This is a genomic window from Rhizobium sp. CC-YZS058 (assembly GCF_034720595.1).
Taxonomy (GTDB): domain Bacteria; phylum Pseudomonadota; class Alphaproteobacteria; order Rhizobiales; family Rhizobiaceae; genus Ferranicluibacter.
The window spans coordinates 740,348-765,000 of sequence record NZ_JAYESJ010000001.1 but is presented as its reverse complement, the minus strand read 5'-3'; the positions used below and the strand labels follow the sequence as shown (position 1 = coordinate 765,000).

Sequence of the window (24,653 nt, the reverse complement as noted above, 5' to 3'; positions counted from 1 at the left end):
CGATCCGCTGGCGATCTTTTCCAATGACGAGAAGGCCGAGGCCCCTGCCCCCAGCCGCACCGGGACGATCTACGGCTCGGATGTGGAATCCGAAGTCGCCCTGAAGACCGTCGACTTTCCGCTGAAGGGGTCGACGCTCGCCTTCGGCCCCTCCATGACGCTCGACGAGGTGGAGGAGAACGTCCGGTCGAATGGCGCAGCGCTGACCGACGGCAACACGCAGCTGGCCTCGCTCTTCTATGTCGATCCGCGCCGCTTCTCTTCCGAGAGCAATGATCTCGATCTGATGCAGGGCCTGGCTGCCCGCGTCGTCGAAGAGAACATGACGGTGACGCCGTTCGAGACCATCAGCGACCAGAGCGCCGAATATGCCGACGACGTCATCCCGATCCGCCGCGAGACGGAGATGGCGGCCGCCCTTGTTGCAGCCGGATACGGGCGTGCGCAGGCGGCGGATATTGCCGAGGTGCTGAAGCGCGAGCTGAAGTCCGACACCTTCCGCGAAGGCGATGTCGTGCGGATCGGCATCATCCAGAAGGGGCAGAACGACGAGGCCAAGGTCGTTCGGGCCAGCGTCTACGGCAAGGGCGCGCAGCATCTCCTGACCATGGCGCTCGATGACGATGGCGCCTTCGTGCGGGGCGAGGCGCCGGCGCCGCTCGATGCGGTGAACACCGCCTTCGACGACACGGGCGCACCGACCATTGCCGCCGGCCGCGATCTGCCCCGCGTCTATGACGGGGTCTACCGCGCCGCCCTCTCCTACGGCATGAATCAGAGCATGGTCTCGCAGCTCGTCAAGCTGCTCGCCAGCAATGTCGATTTCCAGGCGCAGCTGAAACCGTCGGATTCGCTCGAGGCCTTCTTCTCGGTTGCGGATGACAGCGGGCGCGCGACGGACAGCTCCGAGCTGCTTTACGTCAACGCCCGCTTCGGCGATGCCGAGACGCGCTTCTATCGCTTCCAGGATCCGGACGACAATTCGGTCGATTACTACAACGAGCAGGGCAAGAGCATTCGCCAGTTCCTGCTGCGCAATCCCGTGCCGAACGGCATCTTCCGCTCCGGTTTCGGCATGCGCCGCCATCCGATCCTCGGCTTTTCGCGCATGCATACCGGGGTGGATTGGGCCGCCCCGCGCGGAACGCCGATCATCGCGGCCGGCAACGGCACGGTGGAAAAGGCCGGCTGGGATTCGGGCGGCTATGGCAACCAGACCCTGATCCGCCATGCCAATGGCTATGTCTCCTCCTACAATCACCAGAGCGCGATCGCCAAGGGCGTGAAGCCCGGCGCCCGTGTGGTTCAAGGTCAGGTGATCGGCTGGGTCGGCACAACCGGTCTTTCGACCGGGCCGCATCTTCATTACGAACTGATCGTCAACGGCAACCGCGTCGATCCGCTGCGCATCCGCCTGCCGGGCGGGAAATCGCTGGACGGCAAGGCGTTGGCCCAGTTCGAGGACGAACGGCATCGCATCGACGAACTGCTCGCCAAGGACAATGGCGGCGAGGTCGCATCGGCGACGCAGTAGGGGTGGCGATCGGAGTCATGAAAAGAGGGCGGCCTCCTCGCGGAAGCCGCCCTTTTTCATTTCCGTCTCAGCCTGCGGAAGCAGCATGCCGAGACAGGCATGCCACTCGAGAGGCGACACTCAGGCCGCAGCCTTGTCCTCGCCGGCACCGCGCAGCTTGAAGTTCAGGCGATCCGAGCCCTCCAGAACCTTGACCAGCGATCCATCCGGGATCTCGCCCGAGAGAATCTTTTCGGCCAGGGGGTCCTGAACGAACTTCTGGATCGTCCGCTTCAACGGCCGGGCGCCATAAACCGGGTCATAGCCCCGCTCGGCGAGCCAGTGACGCGCCTCCGCATCAAGGTCCAGCGTGATCTTGCGATCGGCGAGCAGCCTGCGCAGCCGCTCCAGCTGGATGTCGACGATCGCGCCCATCTCGCCGCGCTTCAGGCGGTGGAAGAGGATGATCTCATCGACCCGGTTCAGGAATTCCGGCCGGAATGCCGCCCGAACGACGCCCATGACCTGCTCGCGCACGCTGTCCGTGTCCTCGTTCTCGCCGAGCGCGGTGAGATATTCCGCGCCGAGATTGGAGGTCATGATGATCATCGTGTTGCGGAAATCGACGGTGCGGCCCTGGCCATCGGTCAGGCGGCCATCATCGAGCACCTGCAGGAGCACGTTGAACACATCCGGATGCGCCTTCTCGATCTCGTCGAACAGGACGACCTGATAGGGCTTGCGCCGTACGGCCTCGGTCAGCGATCCGCCTTCCTCATAGCCGACATAGCCCGGAGGTGCGCCGATCAGCCGGGCAACGGAGTGCTTCTCCATATATTCCGACATGTCCATGCGCACGAGCGCAGTCTCGTCGTCGAAGAGGAAGCGCGCAAGTGCCTTGGTCAGCTCCGTCTTGCCTACACCGGTCGGGCCCAGGAAGATGAACGAGCCGATCGGCCGGTTCGGATCCTGTAGGCCGGCGCGGGACCGACGAACGGCACGGGACACGGCCTGAACAGCATCGCCCTGGCCGACGACCCATTTGGCGAGCTCGTCCTCCATGCGCAGCAGCTTGTCACGCTCGCCTTCCAGCATCTTGTCGACCGGGATACCGGTCCAGCGGGAAACGACATGGGCGATGTTGTCGGGCGTCACCACCTCCTGAACCATGGAGGCGGCGTCGCCGTCCTGCGCTTCCGCCGTCACCAGATCCTTTTCAAGATTGGGGATGACGCCATAGGCCAGTTCGCCGGCCCGCTGGAACTCACCCTTGCGCTGGGCAATCGCCAGTTCGTTGCGGGCTTCGTCCAGTTGCTTCTTGAGATCCGCGGCGAGGCCGAGCTTCGACTTTTCCGCTTGCCAGCGCGCCGTCAGGGCGTCCGCCTGCTCCTCGAGGCCGGTCAGATCGAGCTCGAGCTTCTCCAGCCGGTCCTTCGAAGCACGGTCCGTCTCCTTCTTCAGGGCCTCGCGCTCGATCTTCAGCTGAATGATGCGCCGGTCGAGTTCGTCTAGCTCCTCGGGCTTGGAATCCACCTGCATCCGCAGCCGCGAGGCGGCTTCGTCCATCAGGTCGATCGCCTTGTCGGGCAGGAAGCGGTCGGTGATGTAGCGGTTCGAAAGGGTCGCGGCGGCAACCAGGGCGGAGTCCGAGATGCGGACCTTGTGGTGCTGCTCGTACTTCTCCTTCAGGCCGCGCAGGATCGAAATCGTATCCTCGACCGTCGGCTCGTCCACCATGACAGGCTGGAACCGGCGGGCGAGCGCCGCATCCTTCTCGACATGCTTGCGATACTCGTCGAGCGTGGTGGCGCCGACGCAATGCAGCTCGCCGCGGGCCAGGGCCGGCTTCAGCAGGTTCGACGCATCCATGGCGCCGTCGGCCTTGCCGGCGCCCACCAAGGTGTGCATCTCGTCGATGAACAGGATGATTTCGCCGGCTTCCGACTGCACCTCGTTCAGGACCGCCTTCAGCCGTTCCTCGAACTCGCCACGGAACTTGGCGCCGGCGATCAACGCGCCCATGTCGAGCGCCATCAGCCGCTTGTCCTTCAGGCTTTCCGGCACGTCGCCATTGATGATGCGCAGTGCCAAACCTTCGGCGATCGCGGTCTTGCCGACGCCTGGTTCGCCGATCAGCACCGGATTGTTCTTCGTGCGGCGCGAGAGGACCTGGATGGTCCGGCGGATCTCGTCGTCGCGGCCGATGACCGGATCGAGCTTGCCGTCACGGGCGTCGGCCGTCAGGTCGCGCGCATATTTCTTCAGCGCGTCGAAGCCGGCTTCGGCGTTCGCACTGTCGGCGGTGCGGCCCTTGCGAATCTCGTTGATGGCCTGGTTCAGACGGGCTGCGGTGACGCCGGCCTTGGAGAGGATCTGCGCGGTTGCGGCCGAGCTTTCGACGGCGAGCGCGAGCAGCAGACGCTCGACGGTGACGAAACTGTCGCCGGCCTTCTTGGCAGCCTCCTCGGCCGTGGTGAAGACGCGAGCAAGCGGCTGCGAGAGCGCCAGCGAGCCGTTGCCGCCCGAAACCTTGGGCAGCTTGGCAAGAGCGGCGTCATTGGCAATCTTGGCATCCCGCGCGCGGCCGCCGGCCCGCTCGATCAGCGAGGCCGCCATGCCCTGATCATCGTCAAGCAGCACTTTCAGCACATGTTCGGGCGTGAACTGCGGATGTCCTTCCGACAGCGCATAGGTCTGCGCGGACTGCAGGAATCCGCGGACCCGTTCGGAATATTTCTCGATATCCATACTCATAACCTCCGTCAGACCGATGCGCCCGAAACGGCGCGCAGCGGCGGTTGGGATCAGGCTCCCGATTGCGGCAAGCCCGTCGATTCTCGCCCGTCCCGTTTGGTCGCGGGCGAACGCTTGACTGACATATGGGAGGGAAATTTCGGGAATTAAAGCAGGTCTGCAGAGGAAAAAACGCGTCTTCGAAAGAGCGGCCTTTCAGCGGATGAGGCTTGGGTCGCAGATCCAGCCTTCGAGCGGATCGGCCAGCGCCGGAATGCCGAAATTCCGCCGCCTCTCCCGCCAGGCCCACGCCGCCTGGACGGCGCAGATCAGCGCATCCAGGGAATCGCCGCTCGCATCCTCCGCCAGCGCGTCGGGCGCCTCGAGGGTCAGTCCATGAAGGGCGCCGCCTTCCGCCTTGAGCCGGCTCATCACATCGCGGCGGGCGGCCAGCCGGTCGGCTGTCTGGCGGGCGCGGTCATCGGACTTATAGGACCGCGAACCGATCAGCCGACGGACCATCACACCCGGATAGGCTTCGACCACGATGCGCCGCGGATCACCATGCTGCAGAAGCGGGATCGTGACGCCGGAGGCCAGAAGTCGTGGCGCGCCTTCATAAAACATCAGCCCGACGGGCACGCCATGCAGCTTCTGCGGACTGATCGCGCGGGTGGCAACATCCACCTGGCGGCGATGCTCCTTGTCGCCTTTGTCGCGTGGGAGACGATAGGCGGTCAGGGTCTCGTGGAACTCGGCACGCGTCATCGTGGACACAAGGCCGACATAGGCGGCCCAGTCGCGTGGCCAGCCGATCGTCTCGACGAATCTGCGGGCCTGGCCGAAGGGGAAGTCGAGCCCGGCGATGAAGGGACCCGGCGAGGCCAGCATGGTCGAGAAGCCCTCGAAGCTCGGCCAGCCGTGCAGCGCGGTGACCCGCAATGTCGTCCCCTCCAACAGGCATTCGACGCAGGCAATCGGCTTCCTGCGGGAGGGAGCGGAGGTGAAATCGACGCCGTAGACCGTCATGGCCCCTTCGAGGTCGTCGCCGGAGAGGGCCGGCATCTGCATCCGGGTCATCACCGCGCGAAATCCGGCTCCGGCAGCCTCCCCTCCCCCGCCGGGGCAAGACGCTGGATATGCTGAACGGCAAGAAGGATGGCCGCCACATGCATGGACTGGCCGATCAGCCCCTGGCCGAGGCCAACAAGCACGGAAGCAAGCGGCAGACGCTCGACCGTCAAGCCTTCCTCACCCGCTTCAAGCTGCTGACGGCCCACGGGACGAGCATCGAGCGCCAGAAAGGAATGCATCCGGTTCGCCTGCATGGAGGGATTGGCGTAGAGCGCGCCGAGCGGGATCATCCGCGCGCAGCCATGGCCTGTTTCTTCCATGAGTTCGCGGGCCGCCGCGGCGGCCGGATCCGCATCGTCGGGATCGATCGCGCCGGCGACGCATTCGAGCAGAACCTCACCGGCGCCATGACGATATTGGCGGACCAGAACCAGCTCGCCCTCGGGCGTGATGGCCACCACGCAGACCCAATCGGGATAATCGAGAACGTAATAGGGGTCGATGCGCTGGCCGGACGGTGTCTGGCAGGCGTCGGCGCGCAGGCGCATCCAGCGGTCCTTGATGATGGACCGTGTCTCCAGAACCGTCCAGACCTGTTGCCCGTCAGACATTGCGCTCCCCTCCCCTCTCGCCTGGCGCCGAGATCACCATGTTCTGCCGGTAGGCACAATGCAGAAAGGGCGACGTTGCCGCCGCCCTTTCGCTTTCGATGTTCAGTACGGACCTGGTTATTCCGAGGCGGCCAGGGCCGGGGTTTCCGGCTGGTCGCCCGCCGCACCCTCTTCGCCGGCAGCGTCCGTGCGGCGCGGGCGGCGGGGACGCGGGGTTCCACGACGCCGGCTCGGCGCACGGGCAGCGGAGCCGGAGACTTCCTCCTCGATCGACACTTCGACGGGCGTGCCCTCGATCACCGGCTGCGGGCCGGTTCCATCGTCCACAGGCTCGGGGGCATGCGACGCTGCGGGGGCCGGCTGCGGCTCGCGCACCGGCACATCGCGGGCGGGCTGCGTGTCGCGGGCCTGTGTTTCACGCGGTTGCGCGTCCCGCGGCTGTGTCTCACGGGTCTGCGCGTCGCCGCGGTCCTCGCGCGGCTGCCGGTCGGCACGGCCCTCGCCGCGGTTTTCGCGCGGCTGCTGATCGCGGTTTTCCCGTTCGCGCGGCTGGAAGCTGCGCGGCTGCTGCTGGCGCGGCGGCTGGATGACCGCTGGCGCCTCGTCATAGCCCTGATCCTGATCGTCATCGCCGTCCGCGCCGTCGAGATCCGCGCCCTCATAGGACTGGCGGTCTTCGCGCTGGAAGCGTTCCTGCAGCTGCGCCTGGGCAGCGGCGATGATGCGGTTGTAATGTTCAGCGTGCTGGAGATAGTTCTCCGCCATGACCCGGTCGCCGGCGCTCTGCGCATCGCGCGCAAGGGCGGCATATTTCTCGGCAATGTGCTGCGCGGTACCGCGAATCTTCACATCGGGGCCGGAGCTGTCATAGGTCCGGGTGAGCGGGTTCTGCCCCTTCCGGTTATGATTGTTGCCGCCGCCGCCGCCATTGTTGTTGTTATTGTTGTTGTTACGCCCGCGGCCGCGCTTATTCTGCTGTCCTGGCCTCATTCTTTCATCACCCAAAGTCTCTTGAGAATCTAGTTGGTGGTCGTGGTGTTCCTGGGACGACGCCCTTGGATCCGGCCGTTCAGCTCGGGCCTCCTCTTGGAGGATGGCCGCATCTATCGGCACAGCGCGACAAAAATGCCGGTGACGGCACGTCGCTGGTTCAAGTCAACCGTAACAGATACCCGCACCAGGCTCTGCCAATCTCGCATCTCTTCCGTGAGAGCACTTCTCGCGGCGAGGCCTGACCGGAACGAATCCTCTAGTCCAAGCCGTCTGCCCAGTGCGTGGCCGCAACCTAGACCGCCTGAGCAGGGATTCCAAGCTCTTTCTTCATGTTTTCCGAAAGAACATGTCCCGCCTTGCGTTCGGAACCTGCCACTCACAGATGCAGCGACCTAAGCCTCGTCACCGCGAAATACAGTGCCAAGCCTGCTTCAAGCTGGTGCAAAGACCAGCACCCGGTCCTGCCCCGCCAGATCGCGCAGCGCTGCGATTCGGCGGAAGCGCTCGGCCTCGAAGAGGCCTGAGACTGATTCTCTCTGATCGTAGCCGATCTCGACGCCGACGGTCCCGCCCTCTTCCAGGAAAGTGCGGCTTCGAGCGGCGATGACACGGTAGGCATCGAGGCCGTCGGCACCGCCATCCAGGGCAGCGAGCGGGTCGTGGTTGCGAACCTCGGGGTCCAGCCCACCGATCACCTCTGTCGGTATATAGGGAGGATTGGAGACGATGACATCGAAACGGCCGGAGACATTCACGAACCAGTCGCTCTCGATCAGCGTCACGCGCGGCGAAAGACCGTGCGCCTCGGCATTGCGCGCCGCCGTCACCAGCGCATCAGAAGACAGATCGACCCCGACCCCCTCCGCCTCCGGCGCCTCGGCAAGCAGCGCCAGGAGAATGGCGCCGGTTCCGGTGCCGAGGTCGAGAATCCGGCAGCCGCCGGTGTCCGCGATCCGCGCGCGGACATGCGGCAGCATTGCATCGACAAGGGTCTCCGTATCCGGCCGCGGCTCCAGCGTTCCAGGAGACAGCGCCAAATCGAGCCCGCGAAAGGCCCGGTGGCCGAGGATCCGGTAGATCGGCTCCCGCGCCAGGCGACGGGCAAGCGCCTGTTCCACCTTCTGCTCGTCCGCCGAAGAGACCGGCCGGTCGCCGCGGCTCAGCATCTCGCTCGCCGTCAGATCGAGAAGACCGCCCAGGAGGAGGCGCGCTTCCTGGCCGGGATCGTCGAAATCGGCGGCCTTGAGCGCACTGCGAAGCCGAGCCAGCAGCTGATCGACCGTCTTTGCCATCAGCCCTGCACTTCGCCGAGCTGCGCCAGCTGTCCGGCCTGGTAGTCGGCCATCAAGGCATCCACCACCTCGTCGATCTCGCCCATCATCATCCGGTCGATCTTGTAGAGCGTCAGGTTGATGCGGTGATCGGTCACGCGCCCTTGCGGGAAATTGTAGGTGCGGATCCGCTCGGAGCGGTCGCCGGACCCGACCTGGCTGCGGCGGGAGGCGGAGCGCTCGCTATCGGCCTTCTGCCGCTCCATGTCGTAGAGCCTGGAGCGCAGCACCTGCATGGCCTTGGCACGGTTCTGGTGCTGCGATTTTTCCGAACTCGTCACCACGATGCCGGACGGCAGGTGGGTGATGCGCACAGCGGAGTCGGTCGTGTTGACGTGCTGGCCGCCTGCACCGGACGAGCGCATCGTATCGATGCGGATATCCTCGTTGCGGATCTCGATATCGATCTCTTCCGCTTCGGGAAGCACGGCGACGGTGGCGGCCGAGGTGTGGATACGGCCGCCGGCTTCCGTCTCTGGCACACGCTGGACGCGGTGGACGCCGGACTCGAATTTCAGCTTCGAAAACACGCCGCGGCCGGTGACGGTGGCGATGATTTCCTTGAAACCGCCGGCTTCACCATCGCTGGCGGAAAGAACCTCCACCTTCCAACCCTTGGCAGAGGCGTAGCGCTCATACATGCGGAACAGATCGCCGGCAAACAGGGCGGCCTCGGAGCCGCCGGTGCCGGCGCGGATTTCCAGGATCGCGCTCTTCTCGTCCGCCGCATCCTTCGGCAGCAGCAGGATCTGCATTTCGCCTTCCAGCGCCTCCAGCCGCTCCGCGATCTCCGGCTTCTCCATTTCGGCCAGCTCGCGCATGTCCCGGTCGGTCGTCCGGTCCGAAAGCAGCGTCTCGACATCGATCAGCTCGGACTTCGCCTTCTCATAGGCGCGAATCTTGGCGACCACCGGCTGCAGTTCGGAATATTCGGAGGCCAGCTTCACATAAACGTCCGCAGCAGGCCCCTCGGCCATGCGCGCCTCGATCTCCGCAAAACGCCGCTCCAGCTCGCGCATTTTTTCGACAGGCAATGTCGCCACGTTGAAACTCCAGGGCCGCCGAGCGGCGCGATGGTCGACCGGCAAAACGGTCGAGGGTCGCCAAAGGACGCTTGCGCGCTTTCCAGGCGGGTGTTGAGGACAAGGGGCCAGGCCCCCGGAACGGGGGCAGCTAGACCGGGATCTCGTGGTCCGCGGCAAAGGCCTTCAGGAACTCGCGCGGCGTCTGCCGGCTCTTCGTGTCATCGAGCAGCGCATTGAGCGCCGGCGACAGGAGCGAGAGATCGGTGGCGAGCAGCATGGCCTTGACCGGACCCACCGCCGTCGGCGACATGGAGACCGAGCGGAAACCGATGCCAAGCAGAGCCAGCGCCGAGAGCGGCTTCGACGCCATTTCGCCGCAGAGCGTCACGGAAGTCCGGTTGCGCTCGCCAGCGCGCGCAATGTCGCGCAGCATGCGCAGGAAGGGCCGTCCCAGAACGTCGAACCGATCGGCCACGCGCGAATTGCCGCGATCCACCGCCATGGTGAACTGGAAGAGGTCGTTCGAGCCGACGGACACGAAATCCACCTCGCTCATCAGCTCGTCGAGCTGCCAGAGCAGGGCCGGAACCTCCAGCATGGCGCCGAACTGCAGCTTGCGCGGCAATTGCTCGCCGACCTTCGACTGGCGCTGGATCTCTTTTTGCAGAAGCTCGCGCACTGCGCGCAGCTCCTGCACCTCGGTCACCATGGGCAGCATCAGCTTGAGCTCGGCACCCGCCGAGGCGCGCAACATGGCGCGCAGCTGCGTGCGCAACAGGCCCGGCCGGTCGAGCGAGAGGCGGATTGCCCGCCAGCCGAGCGCCGGATTTTCTTCCTCCGCCGCCCGGAAATAGGGCACCACCTTGTCGCCGCCGATATCGAGCGTGCGGAAGGTCACGGGCTTGCCGCCGGCCTGCTTCATCACATTGCGGTAGAAGGCCTCCTGCTCCTCCATCTTCGGCATGGTGGAGGCGATCATGAACTGCAGCTCGGTGCGGAACAGGCCGATGCCCTCCGCTCCCGATTCGGCCAGCTGCGGCAGGTCGACCATCAGGCCGGCATTCATCTGCAGGCGAATGCGGCTGCCATCCTTCGTCACCGGCTCGACACCGCGCAACGCCCGGAACTGTTCCTGGCGTCGGGCGCGCAGGCGCACTTTTTCTTCGTAAGCCCGCTGGAGATCCGCCATTGGGCGCAGATGCACCTTGGCATCATCGCCGTCTACGATGATCGCATCGCCGTTTTCGGCAAGCGCCACGACGCCGGCCGCCTGGCCGACCACGGGAATCCCCATGGCACGCGCCACGATGACGACATGGCTGGTGACAGCGCCATCTTCGAGCACCAGGCCGCGCACGTTTTCGCGCGGATAATCGAGCAGCTCGGCAGCACCCATGGCCCGTGCGACCACGATGGCATCGACGGGAAAGTCCCCGCCGGCAATCCGCGCACCATAGCCGGTCAACTGCCGCAGCAGCCGGTTGGCGAGGTCGTCGAAATCATGCATGCGCTCGCGCAGATACGGGTCCGTCAGCCGCATCATGCGCGCCTTGGTCTCGCTCTGCACCCGCTCCACCGCCGCTTCCGCGGTCAGGCCGTTGCGGATCGCCTCTTCGAGCTTGCGCACCCAGCCGCGGTCATGGGCAAACATGCGGTAGGCCTCGAGCACCGCCCGGTGCTCGCCCTCCATCGACACATCGCGGCGCGACAGCATGTCGTCGATCGACAGGCGGAGCGAGCCAAGCGCCTCGCTCAGCCGCGCCAGCTCCTTGTCGCTGTCTTCGTTCAGCAGATTGGTGACGACAATGCGCGGCTCGTGCAGGACGACATAGCCGAGGCCGACCCCTTCGCCGAAGCTCGAACCGTCGATCGAGACGGGACGCGAGAGGTCGAGTTCGAGCCCGGGACGGGTGATTTTCTTCAACTCGCCGGTCGCCACCATTTCGGCAAGCACCATGGCCGTGGTTTCCAGCGCCTCCACCTCGTCATCGCGATAGGTGCGGCTGGCCTTGTTCTGCACGACGAGAACGCCGAGCGATCGGCCGGTGCGCAGGATCGGCACGCCGAGGAAGGAATGGTAGACCTCTTCTCCCGTTTCCGGAAGATAGGTGAAGGCCGGGTGCGACTGGGCGTCCGACAGGTTGAGCGGCCGGGCGCTGGCGGCAATGGTGCCGACAAGGCCCTGCCCCATCTGCAGCTGGGCCAAATGCACCGCGTCCTTGTTCAGACCTTCGGTGGCGTAGAGTTCGAGAACGCCATCGGAGCGAAGAACATAGACCGAGCACACCTCGGCCACCATGTTCTGCGCGATCTGGCGCACGATCCGGTCGAGACGCTCCTGCGGCTCCAGCGGCTCGGCCATCAGCTCGCGCAGCCGCTTGAGAAGTACGCGTGGACCCGAAAGGTCTCTCATCGCGGGACCATCTCCCAGATCAGAACGAATGGCGGAAGCAGGCTGCTTCGCGCCGGTCTCAACTCTTATCGAGACCGTAGACGGAATGCAAAGTGCGAACCGCGAGTTCCGCATAGGCACCGTCGATCAGGATGGAAATCTTGATCTCGGAGGTGGTGATCGCCTTGATGTTGATGCCCTTTTCGGCGAGCGCCCGGAAGGCGGAGGCCGCAACGCCCGCGTGGCTGCGCATGCCGATGCCGATGACGGAGACCTTGGCGAGGCCCGATTCGTTCTGGACCGCGTCGAAACCGATCTTGTCCTTCTGGGCGTCGAGGACGCGCAGGGCCTTGTCGACATCGCCCGATGGGACGGTGAAGGTCATGTCGGTCTTGGAGCCGTCCTCGGAAATGTTCTGGACGATCATATCGACATTGATGTGGGCTTCGGCGAGCGGGCCGAAGATCGCGGCGGAGACGCCGGGCCGGTCCGCCAGGCGCCGGAGCGAGATCTGCGCCTCATCCTTGGCATAGGCAATGCCGGTGACGACTTCCTGTTCCACGATTTCTTCCTCATCACAAATCAGCGTACCGGGCGGGTTCAAGAGGTCGCCCATGCCCGGCGCATCGGGGTCTTCGAAACTGGAGCGGACGAAGGTGCGCACCTTGTGCACCATGGCGAGCTCGACCGAGCGTACCTGCAGCACCTTGGCGCCGAGCGACGCCATTTCGAGCATTTCCTCGAACGCGATCTTCTTCATGCGCCGCGCCTTGGGCTCGATGCGCGGATCGGTGGTGTAGACGCCGTCGACGTCGGTGTAGATGTCGCAGCGATCGGCCTTGACGGCAGCGGCAATCGCGACCGCGCTGGTATCGGAGCCGCCGCGGCCGAGCGTCGCGATGCGGTTGTCCGGGCCGAGACCCTGGAAGCCGGCGATGACGGCGACCTGCCCCTCCTTGAAGCGGCGAATGAGATCCGAGCCGTCGATATCGAGAATACGGGCGGCGCCATGGGCATTGTCGGTGCGGATCGGGATTTGCCAGCCCTGCCAGGAGCGGGCATTGATGCCGATATGCTGGAGCGCGATGGCCAGCAGGCCGGAGGTCACCTGCTCGCCGGAGGCGACCACCGCATCATATTCGCGCGCGTCATGCATGGGCGAAGCATCGCGGGTCCAGGCGACCAGCTCGTTGGTCTTGCCGGACATCGCCGAGACGACCACCGCCACCTCATGGCCGGCATCGACTTCGCGTTTGACGTGACGGGCGACGTTCCGGATGCGATCCATATCCGCGACGGAGGTTCCGCCGAATTTCATCACGATGCGTGCCATCTGCCTCTACCAGTACGAGGGGCCCCGCCGCGCTGCAGCGTCTGCGGGCCGAAAACTCGCGGTCTCTTAGCGAAAGAGCGATTGCGGTGCAATGGCAGTCGGCGCTCTGCGGCCTTCTGGCACCCCGCCATCCCTTGACAATCCGCCCCCTGCGGCCGACTTCCTGTCGCAAACGAGCACAGGAGCACGAGGCAATGAGCGAAGCGGCGCGGACGACGATCGACCAGGGCGAGATCGACCGGTTTTCGGCCCTTGCCGCCGAGTGGTGGAATCCGCGCGGCAAGTTCAAGCCGCTGCACAAGTTCAACCCGGTCCGCCTTGCCTATATCCGCGACAAGGCCTCCGCGCATTTCGGCCGCGATCCCAAGGCGCCCAAGCCGCTGCAGGGCTTGCGCCTGCTCGATATCGGCTGCGGCGGCGGGCTGCTTTCCGAGCCGATGGCGCGCATGGGCGCCGACGTCCTTGGCGCCGATGCCTCGGAGAAGAACATCCGCATCGCACAAACCCATGCCGAAGCGAGCGGTGTCGCGGTGGACTACCGGGCGGTGACGGCCGAGAGCCTGGCCGCGGACGGCGAGACCTTCGACATCGTGCTCAACATGGAAGTGGTCGAGCACGTCTCCGACGTCGATTTCTTCTTGAAGACCTGTGCCTCCATGGTGCGTCCGGGCGGCCTGATGGTGATCGCCACGATCAACCGCACGCTGAAGGCGCGGGCGCTGGCCATTTTCGCAGCCGAGAACGTGCTGCGCTGGCTGCCACGCGGCACGCATCAATATGAGAAGCTGGTGACGCCGGAGGAGATTGAAGGCCCGCTCGGCGCCAGCGGCATGGTGATCGCCGAGCGCACCGGCGTGTTCTTCCATCCGCTGTCGAACGCCTGGCATCTCTCGAGCGACATGGACGTGAACTACATGCTCCTCGCCAAGCGGCCGGCGCCGGTTCAGCCGGCCGGCTGAACGGGAGGTCAGTTCGCGTCGTCGGGAAGCAGGGGCAACGGAGCGATCTCGATCCCCTCCTCGATCAAGCCGCGCGCCTCCTCGGCCGTGGCCCGGCCGATCAGACCGCGCGCATCGGCCTCGCCATAATGGATCTTGCGCGCTTCCTCCGGGAATTTCTCGCCCACATCCTCGGAATTGGCGCGAATGGTGGCAACGATCTCGCGGATCTTCGCCGCGGCCTCCCGATGCGCGCTCTCGAGCATCAGCGCTCGCGTCTTCTCTCTCGCCCGGCCGGTGGAAACGGAGGGCGCCATGAGCGCCCGCTTGACGGCGGTGCTGCCGCAGACGACGCAACTGACCAAACCCGCCTCGGCCTGGCCGTCGAAGTCGCTGCTGGAGGAGAACCAGGCCTCGAAGTCGTGGCCCTGGTCGCAGACAAGGCTGTAGCGGATCATGCGCCGGGCTCCGCCCCGCCCGTTGCGGCTTCGAGCGTGAAGCTGCGGGCATTCTTCAGGTTGGGAATTTTTGCCCGCGCCGCGCCGACGTCGGAAAGGTCGAGATCGGCGATGACGATCTCCTCCCCGGCCGCACCGGCCTCGCCGAGCACGCGCCCCCAGGGATCGACGATCATCGAATGGCCATAGGTCTCGCGGCCGTCCTCATGCACACCGCCCTGCGCGGCCGCGACGAGGAACATGCCGTTCTCGATGGCGCGGGCGCGCAGCAGCACGGACCAATGGGCCTCACCTGTCTGGCGGGTGAATGCCGCCGGCAGGGACATCAGCTTCACCCCGTCCACCGCCTGGCGGCGGAACAGCTCGGGAAAGCGCACATCGTAGCAGATGGCAAAGCCCAGCCGGCCGAAGGGGAGGTCCGCCATGCGCGCCGTTTCGCCCGGCGTATAGGCGGCACTTTCCCGCCAGCTCTCGCCATTGTCGAGATCGACATCGAACATGTGGATCTTGTCGTAGTGGCAGATCTTCGCCCCATCCGGTCCGAACAGCAGGCCGCGATTGGCGATCTTGCCATCGTCCAGCGCAATCGCCGTCGAGCCGACATGGAGGTGGATACCGAGCTCGCCGGCAAGGCGGGCCGCCGTGGCGACGATCACATCGTCTTGTTCGCCGCGGAGCTGGGCGCGCAGGGCCGCACGGTCACGCTGCAGAGCGCCGGTCATTTCCGGAGTCTGGATATAGCTCGCCCCCTCGGCCGCGGCCTGGCGCACGAGGCGCGCCATGGCGTCGGCATTGCGGGAGACATCGACGCCCGAGCACATCTGAACAGCGGCAACGCGCAGGGTCACGCACAGCCCTCCTTCGAAAGGCTCTTCTTGCGGGTCATCGCCGGCTCAGGCCGCCAGCATCGGATCGAGCTTGCCAGCGCTGTCCAGCGCGTGAAGATCGTCGCAGCCGCCGACGTGGATGTCGTTGATGAAGATCTGCGGAAAGGTCCGCCCGCCATTCGAGCGCGCGATCATTTCTTCCCGCACCGCCGGCGCATTGGTCGCGTCATGTTCCTCATAGGCGACACCCTTCTTCTCCAGAAGCCGCTTGGCGGCGGAGCAGTAGCTGCAGAACTGGCGGGTATAGATGGTGACGGAAGCCATGATCGATCCTGACGGGAGAAAGGGCTGGCGGGCCGCCGGCGCAGCCGCGACAGCGACGCCGCCACCGGACGGCATAGGACTGTCATATAGGACCGGGCAGCGCCCTTGCAAAGGTCAAAACCGTGATCTCGACCACCCCCGCCCGCCGCAATGCCCGGGCGGCGGCGGCCACCGTGGCGCCCGTCGTATAGACATCGTCCACCAGCACCACCCGCTTGCCGAACAGCACCGCCGCGCCGGCTTCGGTCACCGCGAAGGCACCCCGCACATTGTCGGCACGCTGGAGCGCGCCAAGCCCGATCTGCGGCTGCGTGCGGCGAACCCGGGACAGCGCCAGCGGCAGCAGCGGCGTGCCTGTCAACCGGCTCATGGCCCGGGCCAGTTCGCCCGCCTGGTTGTAGCGCCGCCGCCAGAGGCGCGAGACATGAAGAGGCACGGGCAGGATCGCGTCGGCCGCCTCGACATGGCCCTCGCCTGCCCGCACCATCCAGGCGGCCATCATCGGCGCCAGATCGGTCCGATCCTTGTATTTCAGCCCATGGACAAGCGCGCGCGCCACGCCCTGATGCAGGGCGACGGAGCGGAGCCGATCGAAGGGTGGCGGATGGGCAATGGCCTCGGCCGAGACCAGTGCCTCGCCGAGATCATGCGAGAAGGGAATGCCGAGCACCGGGCAGAAGGGCCGTTCGATGAAGCCGACGCTCTGCCAGCAGGCCGGACAGAGCGCTGCATGCCGGCCCGTCAAACGACCGCAACCGCGGCAGACAGGTGGAAAGAGAAGGTCGCCGACGGCCGAAATGCTGCCCTTCGCACCGTGCCAAATCCGACGGTGCCAGGCTTGCCCCTCGACTGGATGCTCTGCCTGCTCCACATCCATGGCGTTGACTTGTCCCTGGCGGCGCGCGATGTGAGCCCGATCCTAGCAGCGGGGCGGGTCGTCCCGCAATCGAAAGGAGCTTTCCCTTGGACATCGTCTTTGACCAGACGCTGATCGCCGCGCGTCGCCTTCGGGCCCTGAAGGCGGGCGACGAGAAGGCATCCTTCCTGCTGGACCTGGTGGGGCAGGATCTCGCGGAACGTCTCTCCGTGGTGGAGCGCCAGTTCGACGCGGCGGTGGAACTGCATGGCTATACGGGCGCCACGGCCCGGGCACTGCTTGCCACCGGCAAGATCGGCACGCTGCGGCGCGTCGAGACGGACGCGGCCTTCGCCGCCCCCGGCGAGGATCTGCTCGTTTCGCCGCTGGAAACGGTGCCGCTCGCGCCCGCCTCGGTCAACCTCGTCGTCTCGCCGCTCTCGCTGCATCTGACCAACGACACGCCGGGCGTCTTCATCCAGGTTCGGCGCGCGCTGAAGCCGGACGGGCTGTTCCTTGCCGCCATTCCGGGTGCCGGAACGCTGCAGGAACTGCGCAGCGTCCTGCTGGAGGCGGAAAGCGAGGTGACCGGCGGAGCGGGACCGCGCGTGGTGCCCTTTGCCGATGTGCGGGACATGGGCGGGCTTCTGCAGCGCGCCGGCTTCGCGCTTCCCGTGGCCGACACGGAAACCTACACGGTGCGCTACGCCTCGCTGTTCTCGCTGATGAAGGACCTGCGGGCCATGGGCATGACCAACCCGCTCGTCGCCCGCAGCCGCAAGCCGCTGCCGCGCGCGGTGTTTCTGCGGGCCGCCGAACTCTATGCGCAACGATATGCCGATGCCGATGGCCGCATCCGCGCGACCTTTTCCGTCATCTTCATTTCCGGCTGGGCGCCGCATGAAAGCCAGCAGAAGCCGCTGAAGCCCGGATCGGCGAAGGCGCGCCTGGCGGACGCGCTCAAGGTGCGTGACGATCTGTAAGGGAGAACTGCAGCCCTTGTCGCCGCCTTACTTCCAGGCGTTGGCCAACACGTCGGTGATGTAGGTGAACATGTCGGTGAGCGCGGTGGTGAAGTTGCCGAAGGCGACGATGATCACCACCGCCATGATGCCGCCGATAAGGCCGTACTCCACGGCAGTTGCCCCGGAGCGCGCCTTCAGGAGGCGATTGAGAATAGCCTTCATGCCCTTCGCCCCCTGGCCGGCGGCACACAGGCTCGCCGCGCCTTCTTTCGCACCCGGATCAGCAGCCGCTCTTGCTGCCATCCCCATTGATCACGCAGACGGCACCCGGCATGTCCTGCAGAATGCTGCGGCGAACCGTGTAGCGCTTGGTCTCGCCCGCTTGCGCGGGGATCGAGCCTGTCTGGATCGTGTCGTAATCGATCGGCGCATTGGCCAGCACCTTGCTGTCCGACTTCTGGGACAGCATCGGGGTGAGGATCAACGTCAGGGCGATGACGGCCGTGCCGAAAAGCAGCGACAGATTCAGGACGCCGGTGCTTTGACGCTGCGGCATGTCGATGTCCTTGTCCTGCACAGTGCGCCAGAAATCGTCGTTTGCCATGAGACCCTCTTACCATGCGCCTGCAATGGCGGTCCCCTGCTACGCCATTGCGCCTTTGCGCCACAATCGAACACCATTGTGCCGTGAGGAGATAAACGATCCCTTAACGGGCGCCTCCCTTGGAAAGGATTCATCAGTCAGATTGTTGAAAACTTGGCCTGTTGCCGCAATGCCACCAGGCGCTGCCGCGGCTGCGGAGCGCCTAGAGAAGGTCGATCAGATGGGGGATCAGCGGCTCGTCGGCGGGCGGCATGGGATAGTCCCGCAGGCTGGTCGCACGGACCCATTTCAGCGCCTGGCCCTCCCTGCCCTGCGGAATGCCCTCATAGCGCCGGCAGACATAGAGCGGCATCAGCAGGTGGAAGGCCTCGTAGGAGTGGCTGGCGAAGGTCAGCGGCGCCAGGCAATCGACCTTGGTGGTGATCCCGAGCTCCTCGTTCAGCTCGCGGATCAGCGTCTGTTCCGGCGTTTCGCCGGCCTCGACCTTGCCGCCCGGAAATTCCCACAGTCCTGCCATCGGCTTGCCTTCCGGCCGCTGCGCGATGAGCACGCGGCCGTCGCCATCGATGAGGGCGCAGGCGGCCACGACGAGAATGCGGAACTCACGGGGCGGGCTCATGGGTGGTCCTTCGGCTGGCGGTAGACATAGCGATAGGTTTCGCGGAAGCCGAAGCCTTCGTAAAGGGCCCGCGCCGGCGCATTGGCCGCCTCGACGGCCAGCCAGGCCTGGCGCGCACCCTTGAGCCGTCCCCAGCGCAGGCAGGCGGACAGCAGCGCGGTACCGAGCCCGGCGCGGCGGCGCTGCGCATGCACAGCCACCTGGTTGATGCCGAGCAGATCACTGTCATGAACGGCCATGGCCACCGCCGTCGGCCCGAAGCCGCGTTCTTCGAAGAGGAACAGGCCACACTCCGGCTTGATCGCCTCCAGGATCGACAAGAGCGTCGAGGCGCTTTCCGGCGGTTCGCCGCTGATAGCCAGTCGGGCCTCGGCGAAGCGCGCCAGATCACGCAGCGGCAGATGCTCGACCGTTTCCCCCGCCTCATGGGGCGGGATCTCCCCCGTCATGACGATGGTTTCGGCAAAGCGCGACCAGCCGGCTCCATCGAGATAAGCGACCAGGGATGGCGGCGTCAGCGGCGTCTGGCGCAGCGTCAGGGGTCGGCCGGCTGTGGCAAACCGGCGACCGGCGCGGGCGAGCCGGCCCTCAAGATCGCCGCAGTCGAAGGGATCGAGCGGGTTGACCGAGTTCAGCCGGCGGGAGCCGTGACCGGGCGTCAGCCGCACGAGCCAGCTGCCGTCATAGTGGATGTCCGCCGCCGGCCAGGCGCGGAACCCTACGGCCTCGAGCCGCCGGACGGCCGGCAGCGTGGGAGCGGCGGCTTGGCCCGGCATGCTGGTCCCGTCAGCTCCGGTAGTCGCCATTGATCTCGACATAGGCCTTGGTAAGGTCGCAGGTGTAGACGGTCGCCGTTCCGTTGCCGAGACCGATCTCGACCTTGATGGCGATGTCCTCTTCCTTCATCACCGCGGAGGCGGCGGCCTCCGAATAGTCGGGGTCCCGCTCGCCATTGACGGCGACGCGAATGCCGCCGAACCAGATGGCCAGCCGGTCGCGATCGGCCCGTTCGCCGGCCTTGCCGACAGCCATGACCACGCGGCCCCAATTGGCATCCTCGCCGGCGACCGCAGTCTTTACCAGCGGCGAATTGGCGATCGACAGGCCGATCCGCTTGGCGGCCGCATCGCTTTCCGCCCCCTCGACCGCGATGGCCACCATCTTGCGGGCGCCCTCGCCATCGCGCACCACCTGGAGCGCGAGATCGAAGAGCAGCGCATCGAGCGCCGCCTTGAAGCCGGCCAGTGCGGGATCGGCGGCGTCGGTCACCCGGGCCTGTCCGTCCGCAGCTGCCGCGCCGGTGGCAAACAGCATCAGCGTGTCGGAGGTGGAGGTGTCGCTATCGACGGTGATCGAATTGAAGGACGGGCCGACGCCCGCGGACAGAAGCACCTGCAGCGCAGCGGGCGCGATATCGGCATCGGTCACGACGAAGGAGAGCATCGTCGCCATATCGGGGGCGATCATGCCGGCGCCCTTGGCAATGCCGTTCAGCGTCACCGGCACGCCGCCGATCTCGGCGCTGCGGGTGGCGACCTTCGGATAGGTGTCGGTGGTCATGATCGCCTTGGCGGCCTCGAACCAGAAGTCTTCCGTCGCCCGCGCCGTCATGTCTGCGAGCACGCCGGAAAACTTGGTGGCGTCCAGCGGTTCGCCGATGACGCCGGTGGAGGCCAGGAAGACCTCCCCGGTCGTGCAGCCGACGGCTTCGGCCGCCTTCTCGGCGGTCAGTTCGGTCGAGGCGCGGCCCTTGACGCCGGTAAAGGCATTGGCATTGCCGGAATTGACGACGACGGCCCGGGCGACGCCGCCGGCAAGGTTCCTGCGGCAGAAGTCGACTGCGGCCGAAGGGCAGAGCGAACGGGTAAAGACGCCTGCCACCGCAGCCGGCGCGTCGAACACCATCATCAGCACGTCCGTCCGGTTCCGATACTTGATGCCGGCCTCCGCAGTGGCCATGCGCACGCCGCGCAGCGGCGGAATGATGGCGAAGGTCTTCGGAGCGAGCGGTGAGACGGTGTCGGACATGGGCGAAATCCGGTGCTGAAGGATGAAGGATGAAAAATCCCGGGAGCAGGCCCCCGGGATCCATATGGTTCTAGACCAGAGCCTGTCACGGCATCGTGACAGGATGCCGATCAGTTGGCGCCGTCTTCGGCCTCGGCCTTGTTGGCCTCGTCATAGGCCTTCTTGAGAGCCGGATCGCTGATCTCGACGGTCGAGCCCTGCTTGGCAGAGGCGAGCAGAGCAAGATACTTGTCGCGCATGACCAGCTGCTTGACCTGCGGCTCGACCTGTTCGAGCGGCGGCGGCGGCTGCAGGCGCTTATCTTCGAGCAGGATGACGTGATAGCCGAACTGGGATTTGACCGGCGTCGTCGTGTACTTGCCCTTTTCGAGCGCGAAGGCGGCTTCGGAGAATTCCGGCACCATGCGGTCCTTGGTGAAGTAGCCGAGATCGCCGCCGTCATCCTTGTTCGGATCGGTCGACTTCTCCTTGGCGAGCGTGGCGAAATCCTTGCCGCCGTCGAGCTCCTTGATGATCGCCTTGGCTTCATCCTCGGTCTTGACCAGGATATGGCGGGCCTTCACCTCTTCCTGCGGCTTGATCACTGCGACTTCCTTGTCGTAGCGCGCCTTCACCTCGTCCGGCGTCACGGCCTCGACGACATGCTTCTTGAAGAAGGCGTTGTGGAGTTCGCGGTCGTTCAGATAGGCGAGACGCTTCTTGAAGTCGGCGTCGTTCTGCAGGCCTTCCTTCTCGGCATCCTTGGCAAGCAGCTTCACGTCGACAAGGCCCGAAAGGGCGGCGGCGCGCTTCTGTTCGTCCGGCAGCTGGGCCAGCTGCGGATCGAGCGAGCCGATGGCCAGATCGAGTTCGGACTTGAGGATCTCTGCATCGCCCACCTTCGCGACGACCGGATCGGCGGCATCCTGCGCCAGGACGGGGCCGGAGAGCGCCATCACTGCGGTCAGCGCCACGGCTGCGAGCAGTCTGTTCTTCAACATTCCTCTAAAACCTTTCGAGATCGAGTTTCCGAGCCACCCTTCGTAAGGGCCGGGCCGCCGCTTCGAAACCACCAGATTGTGGCCGTTCTTTAGCCTTGCGACGTCGGTTTTTCAGGGTCTTGTCGGGCCGGAACTCCCGTTGACATCAATCGACCCCCCTCTTATCTGTCACGCAACCTCGCGTCCAGAACAAGATCAGGGCGTTTCAGCGCATGCGGCGGGATGACGGAACGCGCGCGAAACGTCGACGGCACAGATGAAAGGACCATGCAGATGGTCAGTCTCGGCGGTTTCGCCCGCAAGCTTTTCGGCTCTTCCAACGATCGCCGCGTCAAGGGATATCGAAGCCGGGTCGAGGCGATCGCCGCGCTCGAACCGGAAATTTCCGCACTCAGCGACGAGGCGCTCGCCCACAAGACGGTGGAGTTCCGCGCGCAGCTTGCAGCCGGCAAGACGCTGGACGACCTGCTGGTGCCGGCCTTCGCCGTGGTGCGCGAGGCTGCACGCCGAACGCTTGGCCTGCGCCCCTTCGACGTGCAGCTGATCGGCGGGATGATCCTGCATGAGCGCGCCATCGCCGAAATGAAGACGGGCGAAGGCAAGACGCTGGTGGCCACGCTCCCCGTCTATCTGAATGCGCTCGCCGGCAAGGGCGTGCATGTCGTCACCGTCAACGACTATCTGGCGCGGCGCGACTCCGCGACGATGAACCGCATCTATTCCTTCCTCGGCATGACGACCGGCGTCATCGTCCATGGCTTGAGCGACGACGAGCGCCGCCAGGCCTATGCCTGCGACATCACCTACGCCACCAACAACGAACTCGGCTTCGACTATCTGCGCGACAACATGAAGTATGAGCGCGGACAGATGGTCCAGCGCGGCCACTTCTTCGCCATCGTCGACGAGGTGGACTCGATCCTGGTCGACGAGGCGCGCACGCCGCTGATCATTTCCGGCCCGCTCGACGACCGGTCGGAGCTCTACCAGACGATCGACACCTTCATCCCGCGTCTGGACGCCGAAGATTACGAGATCGACGAAAAGCAGCGCTCGGCCAATTTCTCCGAAGTGGGCACCGAGAAGCTCGAAAACCTGCTGCGCGATGCCGGCCTGCTGAAGGGCGAGTCGCTCTACGACGTCGAGAACGTGGCGATCGTCCACCATGTCAACAATGCGCTGAAGGCCCACAAGCTCTTCCAGCGCGACAAGGACTACATCGTCCGCAACGACGAGATCGTCATCATCGATGAGTTCACCGGCCGCATGATGCCGGGCCGCCGCTATTCGGAAGGCCAGCACCAGGCGCTCGAAGCAAAGGAAAAGGTGACCATCCAGCCCGAAAACCAGACGCTGGCCTCGATCACCTTCCAGAATTATTTCCGCATGTATGCCAAGCTCGGCGGCATGACCGGCACGGCCTCGACCGAAGCGGAAGAGTTCGGCAATATCTATGGCCTCGAAGTCGTGGAAGTGCCGACCAACCTGCCGATCCGGCGTATCGACGACCATGACGAGGTCTACCGGACAGTCGAGGAGAAGTTCAAGGCGATCGTCGAGGAGATCCGCCAGGCGCGCGACCGCAACCAGCCGGTGCTGGTGGGCACGACCTCGATCGAAAAGTCCGAAATGCTGGCCGCGCTGTTGAAGCGCGAAGGCTTTACCAACTTCCAGGTTCTCAATGCCCGCTACCACGAGCAGGAAGCCTATATCGTCTCGCAGGCCGGCGTTCCGGGTGCCGTGACGATTGCCACCAACATGGCCGGCCGCGGCACCGACATCCAGCTCGGCGGCAATGTCGACATGCGGCTCGAGGCGGAGCTCGCCGATCTGGAACCGGGTCCCGAGCGGGAGGCCCGCGAAGCAGCCATTCGTGCCGAGATCGCCGCGCTGAAGGAACAGGCGCTCGCCGCCGGCGGGCTCTATGTTCTGGCCACCGAACGCCATGAGAGCCGGCGTATCGACAACCAGCTGCGCGGCCGCTCCGGCCGCCAGGGCGACCCCGGCCGCTCCAAGTTCTACCTGTCGCTCCAGGACGACCTGATGCGGATCTTCGGTTCGGACCGCATGGATTCGATGCTGCAGAAGCTGGGTCTGAAGGAGGGCGAGGCGATCGTCCATCCCTGGATCAACAAGGCGCTGGAGCGCGCGCAGAAGAAGGTCGAAGCCCGCAACTTCGACACGCGCAAGAACCTCCTGAAGTATGACGACGTGCTCAACGATCAGCGCAAGGTGATCTTCGAGCAGCGCATCGAGATGATGGATGCGGCCGATGTTTCCGAGACCGTGGCCGACATGCGCCACGAGGTGATCGAGGACATCGTTGCTCGCCGGATCCCCGAAAAGGCCTATGCCGAGCAGTGGGATGTCGAGGGCCTGACCGCAGACGTCAACGAACAGCTCAATCTCGACCTGCCGATCGCCGCCTGGGCGGCCGAGGAAGGGATCGACGAGAACGACATTCGCGAGCGCATCACCGCGGCTGCCGATCAGGCCGCTGCCGACCGCGCCGAGCGCTTCGGTCCGGAGATCATGCGCTATGTCGAGCGCTCGGTCGTGCTGCAGACGCTCGACCACCTGTGGCGCGAGCATATCGTCAACCTCGACCATCTGCGCTCGGTCATCCACTTCCGCGGCTATGCCCAGCGCGATCCGCTGCAGGAATACAAGGGCGAGGCCTTCGAGCTGTTCCAGGCCCTGCTCGGCAACCTGCGCCAGGCGGTGACGGCCCAGCTGATGCGCGTCGAACTGGTGCGCGAGGCGGCCCAATCGCCGCAGCCGGTTCCGCCGGAAATGGCGGCCCATCATGTGGACGCCACGACGGGCGAGGACGAGTTCGGCGGCTCCGGCGCGCCGAGCCGCGATCCCGCCGATCCGGCAACCTGGGGCTTCGTCTCGCGCAACGAGCCCTGCCCCTGCGGCTCGGGCAAGAAGTACAAGCACTGCCACGGCGCCTTCGAGACGACCGAGGTCTGAGGGAAACGGGTGGGCCCACGGCCCGCCCCGGCCACCCTTGAGCGTCTCGCCGCGCCGTCCAACCAAATCTTAA

22 protein-coding genes (1 of these 22 cut by a window edge) are annotated in these 24,653 nt (G+C 65.5%); 4 read left to right on the top strand and 18 right to left on the bottom strand.

Going from position 1 to position 24,653, the window contains the following annotated elements; translation table 11 throughout:
* Nucleotides 1-1,534 carry the 3' portion of a M23 family metallopeptidase gene (locus tag U8330_RS03755; RefSeq protein ID WP_323103810.1) on the top strand. Its footprint begins 434 nt before the window's first position, so the window shows 1,534 of its 1,968 coding nt (coding positions 435-1,968); the start codon falls outside the window, past its left edge; its stop codon occupies nucleotides 1,532-1,534.
* A gap of 120 nt (nucleotides 1,535-1,654) precedes the next feature.
* Here the strand turns inward: U8330_RS03755 and clpB are convergent, their stop codons facing one another.
* The 8 genes from clpB to U8330_RS03715 form a co-directional block, all read right to left on the bottom strand.
* The gene (gene clpB / locus U8330_RS03750) at nucleotides 1,655-4,261 is read right to left on the bottom strand and encodes an ATP-dependent chaperone ClpB (RefSeq protein ID WP_323103809.1); all 2,607 of its coding nucleotides are present in this window, start codon (nucleotides 4,259-4,261) and stop codon (nucleotides 1,655-1,657) included.
* Between the two features lie 201 nt (nucleotides 4,262-4,462).
* Complete coding sequence (locus U8330_RS03745; protein ID WP_323103808.1) at nucleotides 4,463-5,326, bottom strand: DUF429 domain-containing protein; 864 nt, start codon at nucleotides 5,324-5,326, stop codon at nucleotides 4,463-4,465.
* On the bottom strand, nucleotides 5,326-5,931 hold the full coding sequence (locus tag U8330_RS03740) for an NUDIX hydrolase (RefSeq protein ID WP_323103807.1): 606 nt from the start codon (nucleotides 5,929-5,931) through the stop codon (nucleotides 5,326-5,328). The genes U8330_RS03745 and U8330_RS03740 overlap by 1 nt, the downstream gene beginning before the upstream one ends.
* 117 nt (nucleotides 5,932-6,048) lie before the next feature.
* Nucleotides 6,049-6,921 carry a DUF4167 domain-containing protein gene (locus U8330_RS03735; RefSeq protein ID WP_323103806.1) on the bottom strand — a complete coding sequence of 291 codons (873 nt, stop codon included), beginning with the start codon at nucleotides 6,919-6,921 and terminating at the stop codon, nucleotides 6,049-6,051.
* A gap of 434 nt (nucleotides 6,922-7,355) precedes the next feature.
* Nucleotides 7,356-8,216, bottom strand: a complete 861-nt coding sequence (prmC, locus tag U8330_RS03730; RefSeq protein ID WP_323103805.1) for a peptide chain release factor N(5)-glutamine methyltransferase — start codon at nucleotides 8,214-8,216, stop codon at nucleotides 7,356-7,358.
* Entirely contained in the window at nucleotides 8,216-9,298 is a 1,083-nt protein-coding gene (prfA, locus tag U8330_RS03725) for a peptide chain release factor 1 (protein WP_323103804.1), read from the bottom strand. Before prfA ends, prmC begins: the two co-directional genes overlap by 1 nt.
* Before the next feature lie 130 nt (nucleotides 9,299-9,428).
* Nucleotides 9,429-11,693, bottom strand: a complete 2,265-nt coding sequence (gene ptsP / locus U8330_RS03720; protein WP_323103803.1) for a phosphoenolpyruvate--protein phosphotransferase — start codon at nucleotides 11,691-11,693, stop codon at nucleotides 9,429-9,431.
* 58 nt (nucleotides 11,694-11,751) lie between these two features.
* Nucleotides 11,752-13,005 carry an aspartate kinase gene (locus U8330_RS03715; RefSeq protein WP_323103802.1) on the bottom strand — a complete coding sequence of 418 codons (1,254 nt, stop codon included), beginning with the start codon at nucleotides 13,003-13,005 and terminating at the stop codon, nucleotides 11,752-11,754.
* A gap of 194 nt (nucleotides 13,006-13,199) precedes the next feature.
* Between U8330_RS03715 and ubiG the strand changes: the two genes are divergently transcribed.
* Nucleotides 13,200-13,964 carry a bifunctional 2-polyprenyl-6-hydroxyphenol methylase/3-demethylubiquinol 3-O-methyltransferase UbiG gene (ubiG, locus tag U8330_RS03710; RefSeq protein WP_323103801.1) on the top strand — a complete coding sequence of 255 codons (765 nt, stop codon included), beginning with the start codon at nucleotides 13,200-13,202 and terminating at the stop codon, nucleotides 13,962-13,964.
* Between the two features lie 8 nt (nucleotides 13,965-13,972).
* Here ubiG and U8330_RS03705 read toward each other — a convergent pair whose 3' ends face one another.
* From U8330_RS03705 to U8330_RS03690, 4 genes are all read right to left on the bottom strand, one after another.
* On the bottom strand, nucleotides 13,973-14,401 hold the full coding sequence (locus U8330_RS03705) for a DUF1178 family protein (protein ID WP_323103800.1): 429 nt from the start codon (nucleotides 14,399-14,401) through the stop codon (nucleotides 13,973-13,975).
* On the bottom strand, nucleotides 14,398-15,249 hold the full coding sequence (locus U8330_RS03700; protein WP_323103799.1) for a carbon-nitrogen hydrolase family protein: 852 nt from the start codon (nucleotides 15,247-15,249) through the stop codon (nucleotides 14,398-14,400). Before U8330_RS03700 ends, U8330_RS03705 begins: the two co-directional genes overlap by 4 nt.
* 45 nt (nucleotides 15,250-15,294) lie before the next feature.
* Nucleotides 15,295-15,552, bottom strand: coding sequence for a glutaredoxin 3 (gene grxC / locus U8330_RS03695; RefSeq protein WP_323103798.1), 258 nt, complete (start codon nucleotides 15,550-15,552; stop codon nucleotides 15,295-15,297).
* Between the two features lie 82 nt (nucleotides 15,553-15,634).
* Nucleotides 15,635-16,429 (bottom strand): ComF family protein, encoded by a 795-nt coding sequence (locus U8330_RS03690; RefSeq protein WP_323103797.1) that lies wholly within the window; start codon nucleotides 16,427-16,429, stop codon nucleotides 15,635-15,637.
* Nucleotides 16,430-16,515: 86 nt separating this feature from the next.
* Between U8330_RS03690 and U8330_RS03685 the strand changes: the two genes are divergently transcribed.
* A complete protein-coding gene (locus tag U8330_RS03685; RefSeq protein ID WP_323103796.1) occupies nucleotides 16,516-17,391 on the top strand; it encodes a methyltransferase domain-containing protein in 876 nt (291 codons plus the stop codon).
* A gap of 27 nt (nucleotides 17,392-17,418) precedes the next feature.
* Here the strand turns inward: U8330_RS03685 and U8330_RS03680 are convergent, their stop codons facing one another.
* The 6 genes from U8330_RS03680 to U8330_RS03655 all read right to left on the bottom strand — a co-directional run bounded on the left by U8330_RS03680 (nucleotide 17,419) and on the right by U8330_RS03655 (nucleotide 21,604).
* Complete coding sequence (locus U8330_RS03680) at nucleotides 17,419-17,595, bottom strand: Flp family type IVb pilin (RefSeq protein WP_323103795.1); 177 nt, start codon at nucleotides 17,593-17,595, stop codon at nucleotides 17,419-17,421.
* 58 nt (nucleotides 17,596-17,653) lie between these two features.
* On the bottom strand, nucleotides 17,654-17,977 hold the full coding sequence (locus tag U8330_RS03675) for a hypothetical protein (protein WP_323103794.1): 324 nt from the start codon (nucleotides 17,975-17,977) through the stop codon (nucleotides 17,654-17,656).
* 202 nt (nucleotides 17,978-18,179) lie between these two features.
* Nucleotides 18,180-18,596, bottom strand: a complete 417-nt coding sequence (mutT, locus tag U8330_RS03670; RefSeq protein ID WP_323103793.1) for an 8-oxo-dGTP diphosphatase MutT — start codon at nucleotides 18,594-18,596, stop codon at nucleotides 18,180-18,182.
* Entirely contained in the window at nucleotides 18,593-19,372 is a 780-nt protein-coding gene (locus U8330_RS03665; protein ID WP_323103792.1) for a GNAT family N-acetyltransferase, read from the bottom strand. Before U8330_RS03665 ends, mutT begins: the two co-directional genes overlap by 4 nt.
* Before the next feature lie 10 nt (nucleotides 19,373-19,382).
* Nucleotides 19,383-20,624, bottom strand: a complete 1,242-nt coding sequence (argJ, locus tag U8330_RS03660; protein WP_323103791.1) for a bifunctional glutamate N-acetyltransferase/amino-acid acetyltransferase ArgJ — start codon at nucleotides 20,622-20,624, stop codon at nucleotides 19,383-19,385.
* Nucleotides 20,625-20,734: 110 nt separating this feature from the next.
* Nucleotides 20,735-21,604 (bottom strand): peptidylprolyl isomerase, encoded by an 870-nt coding sequence (locus U8330_RS03655; RefSeq protein ID WP_323103790.1) that lies wholly within the window; start codon nucleotides 21,602-21,604, stop codon nucleotides 20,735-20,737.
* 273 nt (nucleotides 21,605-21,877) lie between these two features.
* Between U8330_RS03655 and secA the strand changes: the two genes are divergently transcribed.
* Nucleotides 21,878-24,580 carry a preprotein translocase subunit SecA gene (gene secA / locus U8330_RS03650; RefSeq protein WP_323103789.1) on the top strand — a complete coding sequence of 901 codons (2,703 nt, stop codon included), beginning with the start codon at nucleotides 21,878-21,880 and terminating at the stop codon, nucleotides 24,578-24,580.
* The last annotated feature ends 73 nt before the right edge of the window (nucleotides 24,581-24,653 follow it).

Coding starts and splice junctions, on each gene's coding strand:
- clpB (WP_323103809.1), bottom strand. CDS start 4,261: ATGGATATCGAGAAATATTCCGAACGGGTCCGCGGATTCCTGCAGTCC.
- U8330_RS03745 (WP_323103808.1), bottom strand. CDS start 5,326: ATGACCCGGATGCAGATGCCGGCCCTCTCCGGCGACGACCTCGAAGGG.
- U8330_RS03740 (WP_323103807.1), bottom strand. CDS start 5,931: ATGTCTGACGGGCAACAGGTCTGGACGGTTCTGGAGACACGGTCCATC.
- U8330_RS03735 (WP_323103806.1), bottom strand. CDS start 6,921: ATGAGGCCAGGACAGCAGAATAAGCGCGGCCGCGGGCGTAACAACAAC.
- prmC (WP_323103805.1), bottom strand. CDS start 8,216: ATGGCAAAGACGGTCGATCAGCTGCTGGCTCGGCTTCGCAGTGCGCTC.
- ptsP (WP_323103803.1), bottom strand. CDS start 11,693: ATGAGAGACCTTTCGGGTCCACGCGTACTTCTCAAGCGGCTGCGCGAG.
- U8330_RS03715 (WP_323103802.1), bottom strand. CDS start 13,005: ATGGCACGCATCGTGATGAAATTCGGCGGAACCTCCGTCGCGGATATG.
- ubiG (WP_323103801.1), top strand. CDS start 13,200: ATGAGCGAAGCGGCGCGGACGACGATCGACCAGGGCGAGATCGACCGG.
- U8330_RS03705 (WP_323103800.1), bottom strand. CDS start 14,401: ATGATCCGCTACAGCCTTGTCTGCGACCAGGGCCACGACTTCGAGGCC.
- grxC (WP_323103798.1), bottom strand. CDS start 15,552: ATGGCTTCCGTCACCATCTATACCCGCCAGTTCTGCAGCTACTGCTCC.
- U8330_RS03690 (WP_323103797.1), bottom strand. CDS start 16,429: ATGGATGTGGAGCAGGCAGAGCATCCAGTCGAGGGGCAAGCCTGGCAC.
- U8330_RS03680 (WP_323103795.1), bottom strand. CDS start 17,595: ATGAAGGCTATTCTCAATCGCCTCCTGAAGGCGCGCTCCGGGGCAACT.
- U8330_RS03675 (WP_323103794.1), bottom strand. CDS start 17,977: ATGGCAAACGACGATTTCTGGCGCACTGTGCAGGACAAGGACATCGAC.
- mutT (WP_323103793.1), bottom strand. CDS start 18,596: ATGAGCCCGCCCCGTGAGTTCCGCATTCTCGTCGTGGCCGCCTGCGCC.
- U8330_RS03665 (WP_323103792.1), bottom strand. CDS start 19,372: ATGCCGGGCCAAGCCGCCGCTCCCACGCTGCCGGCCGTCCGGCGGCTC.
- argJ (WP_323103791.1), bottom strand. CDS start 20,624: ATGTCCGACACCGTCTCACCGCTCGCTCCGAAGACCTTCGCCATCATT.
- U8330_RS03655 (WP_323103790.1), bottom strand. CDS start 21,604: ATGTTGAAGAACAGACTGCTCGCAGCCGTGGCGCTGACCGCAGTGATG.
- secA (WP_323103789.1), top strand. CDS start 21,878: ATGGTCAGTCTCGGCGGTTTCGCCCGCAAGCTTTTCGGCTCTTCCAAC.